The sequence below is a fragment of the Pseudomonas sp. 7P_10.2_Bac1 genome, assembly GCF_025465935.1.
Lineage (GTDB): Bacteria > Pseudomonadota > Gammaproteobacteria > Pseudomonadales > Pseudomonadaceae > Aquipseudomonas.
Map to the genome: position 1 here is coordinate 1 of NZ_JANLNV010000044.1, position 10,842 is coordinate 10,842.

At 52.8% G+C, this 10,842-nt stretch carries 8 protein-coding genes and 1 pseudogene; 4 read left to right on the top strand and 5 right to left on the bottom strand.

All coding sequences use genetic code 11. The features are described 5' to 3' along the window. Window positions 1-168 precede the first annotated feature (168 nt). The 3 genes from NTD86_RS08380 to NTD86_RS08390 all read right to left on the bottom strand — a co-directional run bounded on the left by NTD86_RS08380 (window position 169) and on the right by NTD86_RS08390 (window position 3,212). Entirely contained in the window at window positions 169-1,827 is a 1,659-nt protein-coding gene (locus NTD86_RS08380; RefSeq protein WP_262201734.1) for a cation acetate symporter, read from the bottom strand. Further along, window positions 1,824-2,135 carry a DUF485 domain-containing protein gene (locus NTD86_RS08385; RefSeq protein ID WP_262201735.1) on the bottom strand — a complete coding sequence of 104 codons (312 nt, stop codon included), beginning with the start codon at window positions 2,133-2,135 and terminating at the stop codon, window positions 1,824-1,826. The genes NTD86_RS08380 and NTD86_RS08385 overlap by 4 nt, the downstream gene beginning before the upstream one ends. A gap of 222 nt (window positions 2,136-2,357) precedes the next feature. Beyond that, window positions 2,358-3,212, bottom strand: coding sequence for a glycine betaine ABC transporter substrate-binding protein (locus NTD86_RS08390; RefSeq protein ID WP_262201736.1), 855 nt, complete (start codon window positions 3,210-3,212; stop codon window positions 2,358-2,360). Between the two features lie 282 nt (window positions 3,213-3,494). Between NTD86_RS08390 and NTD86_RS08395 the strand changes: the two genes are divergently transcribed. Next, the gene (locus NTD86_RS08395) at window positions 3,495-5,039 is read left to right on the top strand and encodes a beta (1-6) glucans synthase (protein ID WP_262201737.1); all 1,545 of its coding nucleotides are present in this window, start codon (window positions 3,495-3,497) and stop codon (window positions 5,037-5,039) included. A 75-nt stretch (window positions 5,040-5,114) separates the two neighbouring features. On the opposite strand, the gene NTD86_RS08400 is transcribed toward NTD86_RS08395, so the two are convergent. Then, window positions 5,115-5,483, bottom strand: coding sequence for a hypothetical protein (locus NTD86_RS08400; RefSeq protein WP_262201738.1), 369 nt, complete (start codon window positions 5,481-5,483; stop codon window positions 5,115-5,117). 233 nt (window positions 5,484-5,716) lie between these two features. On the opposite strand from NTD86_RS08400, the gene NTD86_RS08405 reads away from it, so the two are divergent. The 3 genes from NTD86_RS08405 to NTD86_RS08415 all read left to right on the top strand — a co-directional run bounded on the left by NTD86_RS08405 (window position 5,717) and on the right by NTD86_RS08415 (window position 8,655). Beyond that, window positions 5,717-7,015: a serine/threonine protein kinase gene (locus NTD86_RS08405; protein ID WP_262201739.1), complete on the top strand. Its 1,299-nt coding sequence runs from the start codon at window positions 5,717-5,719 to the stop codon at window positions 7,013-7,015. 43 nt (window positions 7,016-7,058) lie between these two features. Next, a complete protein-coding gene (locus NTD86_RS08410; RefSeq protein ID WP_410016965.1) occupies window positions 7,059-7,796 on the top strand; it encodes a VacJ family lipoprotein in 738 nt (245 codons plus the stop codon). Between the two features lie 211 nt (window positions 7,797-8,007). Then, the gene (locus NTD86_RS08415) at window positions 8,008-8,655 is read left to right on the top strand and encodes a response regulator transcription factor (RefSeq protein ID WP_262201741.1); all 648 of its coding nucleotides are present in this window, start codon (window positions 8,008-8,010) and stop codon (window positions 8,653-8,655) included. 45 nt (window positions 8,656-8,700) lie between these two features. Here the strand turns inward: NTD86_RS08415 and NTD86_RS08420 are convergent. Next, a pseudogene (locus NTD86_RS08420) lies at window positions 8,701-10,842 on the bottom strand (sugar-binding protein); the annotation flags it as partial.

The following is a 10,842-nucleotide window of genomic DNA, read 5'->3' on the forward strand; positions in this document are numbered from 1 at the left end:
TAAAAAACCAAACCCCTTTGGCCGCCACCTCCCCCCCATATTTTTAAAAAAAAAAACCCCCCCCCCCCCACCCCCGCTCCTACAGGGTAGGCAGACAAAAATCCCCCTGCCTTAAGCCAGGGGGATTTGATTTAACGTGCAGCTTGCAGCTAACAACTTGCCGCTGCTTTAGTGATCTACCGCCCCGCTCGCCCCCAGACCGGTTTGTGAACGCACAAACTGAGGGAAGAATAGCGCACGCTCATTCGCCGCCGACTTGGATTTGTCGGTCACGGAGAAGAACCAGATGCCCACGAACGCGATGATCATCGAGAACAGCGCTGGGTACTCATAAGGGAAGATCGCATGCTCATGATGCAGAATCTGCACCCAGATGGTTGGGCCAAGGATCATCAAGCCCACGGCACTCACTAGCCCCATCCAACCACCGATCATGGCGCCACGGGTGGTGAGGTTTTTCCAGTACATGGAGAGCAACAGCACCGGGAAGTTGCAACTCGCCGCGATAGAGAACGCCAGACCTACCATGAACGCAATGTTTTGGCTTTCGAACAAAATACCTAAGCCAATCGCCAGTACGCCCAACGCAACGGTCGTAATCTTCGAAACGCGGATTTCTTCCTTATCGTTGGCCTTGCCCTTCTTGAAGACACTGGCATATAGATCGTGGGAAACCGCTGAAGCGCCTGCCAACGTCAAGCCAGCCACCACGGCGAGAATTGTCGCGAAGGCCACCGCAGAGATAAAGCCCAGGAAAATGCTCCCACCCACCGCGTCAGCCAAGTGCACCGCAGCCATGTTGTTGCCACCCAACAAACCGCCCGCCGCATCTTTGAAGTCAGGGTTGGTACTGACCAGAATGATCGCGCCAAAACCAATGATAAAGGTCAGGATGTAGAAGTAACCGATGAAGCCGGTCGCATACAGCACGCTCTTGCGGGCTTCTTTGGCATCACTCACAGTAAAGAAGCGCATCAGGATGTGCGGCAGGCCTGCGGTACCAAACATCAGCGCCAGACCTAGCGAGAAGGCCGAAATCGGATCCTTCACCAGCCCGCCCGGGCTCATGATGGCTTCGCCTTTCGGGTTGATCTTGACCGCTTCGGCAAACAATGAGTTGAAATCGAAGTTAACGTGCTTCATCACCATCACGGCCATGAAGGTCGCACCAGACAACAGCAGCACCGCCTTGATGATCTGCACCCATGTGGTGGCAAGCATGCCGCCAAACAACACGTACAGACACATCAGAATGCCGACCAGAATCACCGCAACGTGATAATCAAGGCCGAACAGCAATTGAATCAGCTTACCGGCACCGACCATTTGCGCAATCAGGTAAAACGCAACAACCACCAGCGAACCGCATGCAGACAACGAGCGGATCTGGGTTTGCCCCAAGCGATACGAAGCCACGTCAGCAAAGGTGTACTTACCCAGGTTACGCAGACGCTCTGCGATCAGGAACAGGATAATCGGCCACCCCACCAAAAACCCGATGGAGTAAATCAGGCCATCATAGCCAGAGGTGTAAACCAGCGCGGAAATACCCAGAAAAGACGCAGCAGACATATAGTCGCCCGCAATCGCCAGACCATTCTGAAAACCGGTGATCTTGCCACCCGCGGCATAGTAGTCCGCTGCCGACTTATTACGCTTGGAGGCCCAATAAGTAATGCACAACGTCGCGCCCACAAACGCCAGAAACATAATGATGGCGGACACGTTCAGTGGTTGTTTTTGAACTTCCCCCGTCAAGGCGTCGGCCGCCCAGACACCTTGAGACAAGGCAGCAATGCCCAGTGTTGCCAATAGACGCCGGATCATTGCTCAGCCTCCTTTAGAATTGCATTGTTCAGGTCGTCAAACTCACCATTGGCCCGATGAATATAAATAGCGGTCAGAATAAAGGCCGAAATAATCAGCCCTACACCAATCGGTATTCCCCAGGTAATGGCCGAGCCGGGGTACAACTTGGCCCCCATGATGTGCGACCCGTAAGCAATCAACAGAATAAAGGCGGCATATAAACCGAGCATGATCGCCGAGAGAATCCAGGCGAATCGCTCCCTTTTTTTGACCAGCTCCTTGAAACGCGGGCTGTTTTGAATCGAGAGGTAAATGCTGTCGTTCATTATTTTTGTCCTCGCAGCACAGAAGAGATGTAACGGTTTCACTATTAGGGGGCTTCGAACTCTAAGCCAGACGACTTTAGTAGTAGAACCAAACTCCCCTACAGGCCCCGTATTCCCTAGCCTGCGAGAATAACGACATCATTTCGCCATTGCCGAAAACAGAAAAACCGCCGAGCGATTAAACCGGGCGGTTCTGTGTGCAGCGAGCTAGACGCCTCGCGATTATTTAGCCGTCCACTCGGCAACACGCTCAGGGTGCTTGGCAACCCAATCCTTGGCAGCCGCTTCTGGCTTGGCCCCCTCTTGAATAGCCAGCATGACTTCACCAATTTCGTCTTTGGAATTCCACGAAAACTTCTTCAAGAAGGCTTCAACTTCCGGCGCTTTCTTTTCCAGGTCCTTGCTGCCCACACTGTTTACCGTTTCTGCGGCCCCGAATACACCTTTGGGGTCATCGAGGAATCGCAACTTCCACTTGGCAAACATCCAGTGTGGTACCCAGCCTGTGACCACTATGGGTTCGTTTTTGGCATAAGCACGACCTAGTTCAGAGGTCATTGCAGCGCCAGAACTGGCTTGCAGCTTGTAATTCAAACCATAGTCCTTGATCGCTTCATCCGCTTTCAACATAACGCCCGATCCGGCATCAATGCCCACGATTTTGTTTTTATAGCCTTTATCGTCCTTCAAATCAGCAATCGACTTGGCCTCAACATAATCCGGCACAATCAAACCAATTTTTGCTTCCTTGAAGTTGGGGCCAAAATCCACCACCTTATCTTTATTCTTGGCCCAATATTCACCGTGGGTCACTGGCAGCCAGGCAGACAACATTGCATCGAGTTTTCCGGTCGCAACGCCCTGCCACATGATGCCGGTCGCCACCGGCATCAATTTCACGTCATAGCCCAGCTTCTGCTTGATAACCTGCGCCGCTACAAACGTTGTCGCGACACTGTCGGACCAACCATCCACATAGCCAATATTAAGGGTTGGTTTGTTCTGCGCCATCGCCAAACCCGCACTCATCGCCAGAACCAAGGCAGCTCCCGCGCTCAAGAGTCGTCGCATCTTCATCTATGATTCCTCGCTGTGCCGGGCCCGACGAGTGCCGGACCACATCAGGGTTACAGGGCCTTTTCAACAACCCGACATATCATGCCCCCCGATAATCGACCTCACCTGCCGAGCGCCCTGCTCTGACGACGACGCCCAGACAACCACAAACGACATTAATCCATTCCAAAAGGCACTTTGCTTCGCAGCCCACCTGAACATTGCATGACAAAATTATACGGACGCGCCGAGCGCCACTGATTGCAGGTAAGATGCGCGGCTTTGTTCCCATACGGCCCGACCATGTCTGCGACTGCCCGCTCCCCTGTACTGCCTTATCTGATTGCCTGCTTGCTGGGCGTCTTAGCCATTGCTGGTTTTTGGTACGGGCTGGGCCAGCCCGTCATACTGCCCGACGCGGCGACACCTACCCACAAACTGAAATGTGTTTCTTACACGCCTTTTGACAAAGACCAGTCGCCGTTTGACCAACCATTCGTTCCACGCATAGAGCGCATGGACGCAGACCTGGCGTTGCTGGCAACCCGCTTTGAGTGCATTCGCACTTACTCACAAAGCGGGCTTGAAGCGCTTCCGGGGCTGGCCCGCAAACATGGCTTGAAAATGATGAGCGGCGCCTGGGTCAACAGCAACGAAGCGGACACGCAAAAAGAAGTCAACGCGCTGATTGCCAACGCCAATGCCAACCCGGACGTCATCAGCTCCGTAATTGTGGGTAACGAAACCCTGTTGCGCAAAGAGATCACCGCACCGCAACTGGTCAAATTGATCACTCAAGTCAAAAGCCAGATCAAACAACCCGTCACCTATGCAGATGTGTGGGAGTTCTGGCTGCAACACCCCGAAATCGCCCCGGCGGTAGACTTCCTGACCATCCACCTGCTGCCATATTGGGAAGACGATCCTGCAGGTATCGAACAAGCCGTGAACCACGTCGCCCAGGTTCGCCAGGAATTCGGCAACAAGTTCGCTCCCAAAGACATTCTGATCGGTGAAACCGGCTGGCCCAGCGAAGGCCGCCAACGCGAGACCGCCTTGCCAAGCCGAGTCAACGAAGCCAAATTCATTCGCGGCGTTGTCACCTTGGCCGAACACAACGGCTGGAATTACAACTTGATCGAAGCCTTTGACCAACCCTGGAAGCGTGCCAGTGAAGGTGCCGTAGGTGGTTACTGGGGGTTATTTGATGCCGATCGCCAAGATAAGGGCATCCTCGCTGGCCCCGTTACCAATCTGCCCCATTGGCCAGCCTGGCTAGGCTTGGGTGTAGCCCTTTTTACAGCCACCTTGATGCTCGGCGGACGCGTACGTAGCACGCGGTCGGCCCTGCTGTTGCCTGCACTGGGCGCAGTGGCAGGTTGCAGCCTGGTGGCGTGGGTTGAATTGATCCTGGTGACTAGCCGCTTTGCAGAAGAATGGACCTGGGCCGGGTTATTGATTGCGCTCAACCTGACGGTACTCACCCACGGCGCTTTGGCGCTGGGGCAACAGCAGGGCTGGCGCGGGCGCCTGTTCAACCTGCTCGAGCGTCATGCAGGTTGCTGGATCGCGGCCGCCGGGTTTGCCGGAGCGGTGATGATGCTGGGCCTGGTATTTGAACCCCGCTATCGCAGCTTTCCGAGTGCCGCTCTAGTCTTGCCGGCATTGGTATACCTGCTACGCCCGGTGCGCGGTCCGCGCCGTGAACTCGGCCTGCTGGCACTGATCATCGGCGCGGGCATCCCGCTGCAACTGTACCGCGAAGGCCTGAACAATCAACAAGCCTGGGTGTGGGCCTTGGTCAGTGTATTGATGGTCATCGCGTTGTGGCGCAGCCGCCGTCAATAACTCAAGACCTGTAGCGAGCTTGCCTCGCGATCTTTTGACTTTTTAAAAGATCACGCAGCGAGCTCCTACATTTGGTTATTTCTGGTGCTTTGCCCGCACCAACCGCAACCCCGCAATCACCACAGCAAAGACCGCCAAACTGGCGTTGTAGAGCGCCAACGCAGGCAAGCCAAACAGCAACGCCAAGACGGCCAGTGCGCTACCCATTCGGCCACGCACAAAAAAAGCCAGCACTGAAGTCACCAACGCCGACCAGCCCAACACTCTGAAATAGATCAACCAACCAAGACTGGAGCGCAATTGGCACTCCCATCGCTCGGCGTCAGCGACACACGTTCCAACCCATTGTGGGTCTTCCATCAAGCTGTAACGCAGGCCATAACTGGCCGCCAGCAACGCAGACAAGGCTATGAGCAACAAGATCCACGGCAAACGAGCGCGCATATATAACTCCAAAAGGCTAAAGCGGCGCCCAGCTTAATCGCCCTTTAGGGGTATGCAAGCCTTGCAATCAGATAACTGTTCACTAAAGTCATTCAACGTGTATCTTCTGGTAGTTCTTTGCCTGCTTTCGACTGTCCGGGGGATGTATTTTGTGTCTGAAAATGGCACTTCGACTGTAGCCCTGCGGTCATAGCCTGCGAATCATTTTCTGCACTTTATTAGGGATAGTCGTCATGCTTCGTTCTCTACCCTTTGCCGCCTTGTTGTGCGGCCTGATTTTGAGTGCGTCCGCACAGGCGGTCGACGTCGACCCCGCCACTTATGGCTACCCTCTCAAAAACCCGTTTGAAGCCACGATCGCAACCACACCACCGGAACTGCGCCCGCTGCTGCCCAGCGAAGACGATATTAGTCAGTCGGATTACACCCTCAAACTGCGACCAGAGCGCGAGTTCACCTTGCCGGCCAACTTCTGGGCGGTGAAAAAACTCACCTACCGAATGGCCAGGCAAGACCACGCGGCCCCATTGATCTTCTTGATCGCCGGTACAGGGGCCCCCTACGACAGCAGCCTCAACGAGTTTTTGAAAAAACTGTTTTATCAAGCGGGCTACCACGTCGTGCAGTTGTCATCGCCGACCAGCTATGACTTTATGAGCGCGGCTTCACGCTTTGCCACGCCCGGCATCAGCCAATACGATGCAGAAGACCTGTATCACGTCATGCAAGCGGTCCGCGCCCAACAAGCCGATGTCCCGGTGACCGACTACTACCTTGCAGGGTATAGCCTGGGTGCACTGGACGCGGCCTTCGTGAGCCATTTGGACGAAACCCGCAAAAGCTTCAACTTCAAGAAAGTCTTGATGCTTAACCCACCGGTGAACCTGTACACATCCATCAGCAACCTCGACAAGCTGGTACAAACGGAAGTCAAAGGCATCAATAGCAGCACCACGTTCTACGAGTTGGTACTGAACAAGCTCACTGAGTACTTCAAGCAAAAAGGCTACGTCGATCTCAATGGCGCACTGGTCTACGACTTGCAGAACTCCAAAGAGCGACTGACCAACGAACAGATGGCAATGCTGATTGGGACCATGTTCCGGTTCTCATCAGCCGACATCGTATTCACTTCAGACCTGATCAACCGTCGCGGCCTGATAACGCCGCCCAACTACCCCATTACCGAAGGCACCAGCCTAACGCCATTTCTCAAGCGCTCACTGCTGTGCGACTTCGATTGCTACCTCACCGAGCAAGTCATACCGATGTGGCGCGCCCGCACCGATGGCGGCAGTTTGCTGCAACTGATCGACCAGGTCAGCCTGTATGCCTTGCAGGACTATTTGAAAAACAGCCCAAAAATTGCCGTTATGCACAATGCCGACGACATCATCCTTGGCCCTGGCGATCTGGGATTCTTGCGTAAGACCTTCGGCAATCGCCTGACTGTCTACCCGTATGGTGGCCACTGCGGCAATCTCAACTACCGCGTCAACACCAAAGACATGCTGGAGTTCTTCCGTGGCTAAACATCTCGTGCTTCTCGCCGCCCTACTCAGTACCGGCTACGCCCTGGCAGACGACAGCAAGGCCAACGTCGAATCCACACACGACGTGGATGGCTTTACTCAACCCCTGAAACTATTGAAGTTCAATCCAGGGCTCGATCAGCGTGAATTTGAACGCGCCACCATGAGCGCGCTCAATGTGTATGACCCGCTGGAGTCGATTAACCGACGCATTTACCACTTCAACTACCGCTTCGATCAGTGGGTGTTCTTGCCCGTGGTCGACGGCTACCGCTACGTCACACCCAGTTTTGTTCGCACCGGTGTCACCAACTTCTTCAACAACTTGGGCGATGTGCCGAACCTGTTTAACAGCTTGCTGCAACTCAAGGGCGACCGCTCCTTGAAAACCACCGCTCGCTTGCTGTTTAACACCACGCTGGGTGTTGGCGGCCTGTGGGATCCTGCTACCGCCATGGGCCTGCCGCGCCAGAGCGAAGACTTCGGGCAAACCCTGGGCTTTTATGGTGTACCGGACGGCCCCTATTTGATGCTGCCGATCCTGGGCCCATCAAACCTGCGCGACACCACGGGGCTGGTGGTCGACTACGGCGCCAATCGAGAAATCAACTTCCTCAACATACCGCGTGAAAGCTCGCGCCACCCGGAAATCTGGCTGCTCCAAGCCATTGATAAACGCTACAACACCAGCTTCCGTTATGGGCAGTTCGACTCGCCATTTGAGTACGACAAGCTGCGCTATATCTATACCGAGGCAAGGAAATTGCAAATCACGGAATAACTTTTTCAGGGCTGAAAATTAAATTCGGCCCTGAATTTGCCCAATTCATTATTGGCTAGAGGTATGAAAATTCTAATAAGGATATAGGAAACAGCCTACTTTTACACGGGCGCATAGACTGCTAAGGTAAACGCCGCCTTAAACACATAGATATTTTTATGATTTCCACTACCTGCTTACTACTGACTACTATCATTTCCCCCTCCCTATCATGAGCCAACGCATAATTCTGGCAGATGATCACCCGGTAGTACTCACCGGCATACGCATGACACTTAATAGCGCCTTTTGCGATGCAATAATAGTAAGCGAAGCTCGTTCCACGGATGAGTTAATCCAGCAACTAAAACACCATCCATGCGATCTTCTGATAACCGATTTTTCTATGCCGGACGGAAAAACACCTGATGGCATCAGGCTGATCAGTTATATACGGCGCCACTTTCCACGCACCAAAATCATCATTATCACGATGACCAACAACCCACTCATATTACGTAACTTACTCAAATTGGGGGTCAGCGGACTATTTGACAAACGCCAACCACTGGAACAATTGACGCACGCAATCACACGCACAAGCATGGGATCAACCTATATTAGCGAAACATTTTCCAGCATCCAAAATCCGTTATCACACGATAATAATCTGCACCTATCATTGTCACTGTGTGAGCTTGAAGTTGTGCGGCTCATCAGCCAAAACTATTCGGGCCGAGACATCGCAAGAGTCCTTAATCGCAGTGAAAAAACCATCAGCCGACATAAACGCGCCGCCATGCAAAAACTTGGAATCCGCTATGTCAGCGACTTGGCCAGCTATGTGCAAAACAATGGGCTGGGAAACGTTCAGCCTTAAAAGTCCAACGTGCTGCACAATGGCAGCACGTTGAGTGCTTCTCCTTTAAATGCTAACGCTGGCCAAACGCCCCAAATTGTCGTAACCCAGAATGCGCCCCGCTTCATCGTTTAAAAGATTACCGTCGGCGTCATAGCTGAACTCAATCCGTTGCGGCGCTCCGGTTTCAAACGTGTGGGTAACCGCCTTGAGTTGGCACGGATCAGCCTTGGGATCATCATATTCATATTCATATTCACTGGTATAAACCCCGCCCTGATAGGTGGTTTCTACAAAAGTGATATTGTCCTGCGCATCAAAACCAAATAGCTGAGTCTTAATGATCTTACCGTACGGATCCACCGGTGCTTGGCTGCCAGTGCAAGTGTACTCATACAATCGTCCGCGCGAATCATAGTTATAGCCTTCACTGCGCAGCACGTCTTCGCCTTGTTTCAGAGTACGCTGAGTAAGCCGGTCGACCGCGTCGTAACTCTGCTCCAGCGTCTGAACCACTCCCCCACCAAGGTCGAATGTACGTAATACTTCGCGGCCGAAATCATCGTATGCAAGGTCAATCTTCAACCTCTGTGCACCATCAATGGTTTCGATTCCTGCCTGAAGGCCCACACTGTTATAGGTGAAGACCGAACGGGTCGTACCTAACTCAGTGGCTGTCAATCGGGCATATTCGTCGTAATTGTACGTCTGGGTTTGCCCAAGCACATCGACATAACTGAGCAACCGTGCTTGCCGGCTATACTCATAGTGCATGTTGAGCGGCACCGTTCCTTCTTGCGCGTGGGTTTCACTTTTGAGTTCGCCCGTACTGTAGTAGCTGCGAATCAGTTTCCTACCTGACTCCTCAGCGCTAAGCAACCGAGCATTCTGGGAGTCATATTCATAGATTGCAGTGCTCTCACCTGTACCGCGCTGCACAGGTTCCTCACCCAACTCTGGCCTGTACTCAAAAGTGGTTTCCAGACCTGTAGGGCGCACAACTTTGCAGGGCTGCATTTGTCCTGGTTCGAAGCTGTAGGTACTTTTACGCCCACCGGTAATCGAAACGGTCATCCGGTCAAGACCATCGAAGACCTGTTCTCCCAATACAAGACCATTGACACTGATTTTAATCGGCAAATCTTCACTGCTGTGTTGTGCGTATTCACGCTCAATCTCAGAACCGTCCGGCAAAACAGTTTTGGTCATCCGCTCGAAAGCGTCATATTCATAGCGAGTCCAGTTGCCTGCAGCGTCATATTCCTCTGCTGTACGTCCAAGACCATCGTAATTATGAGTTTGCTCGCTGAGCAGATTATTCTTCAGATCGAAGCGTTGGATGATGTCTGGCTTATCGAACAGATTGTGGGTCGTAACCGTTTTACCCATACCCTCAATCCATTGGGTAGTTGTACGTTTTACAGGGTCAGTAACCTCGTGCTCTTCAACTCCATCGGGGCGGATCACACTGCGTTGTTCACCCCAAGCGTCATAGTTGAATAGACTGGTCAACTCAATATCTTTGTCCTTCTCCCAGTCGATAACGGTTTCACTTGTCATCTGTTCAAGGTGGTTATAACTCGCGCGGTAAATCTCACGGTATTCCTCAGAACCTTCCTCGACAGCATCGGCATTTCGACGCTCTTCCTTGACGACCCGGTTATGCCCATCCAGGTAGGTGATGGTCTTGACACCTTTTACATCCTCGGCAGTTTGTATTGCCTGTTGACCTGCACTGCCGGTTAGTTGATAAGTGTAATTGCGGCTGGCTTTGTAAGCCTCATTGTTTGGGGACACAGTTTCTTTGGTGACACGGCCCAGAAGATCATATTCATAGGCAATTTCTACATCGTTGTCATCTCGGTTCAGCAGTGGCTGACCATTGAGCAGTGAGTGCTCCAGTGTAAATACTTTACGTACTTGCTTGTCAGGTACACCAGGCACATCGTCATAACCAATCACAGTATTAACTGTATACAGCACCGTCTCTCCAACCAAAAGATTAAAGGTTTGGCTGTAGAGGTACTGGGTGGTCGTGGTCATGCCATTGCGGGTCACTGCGTCTTGCAATTTTCGCCCATGGTCCAACGCATCGTCCGGCGTTTCAATATAGTCATAGGTGCTGCTTTGCAGAGTGGCCCCACTTTCCGTCAGAGTCTCCCGCCCCATTACAAGCCAAGGGTTTGCACCCTTAAGGCCCAGATACTG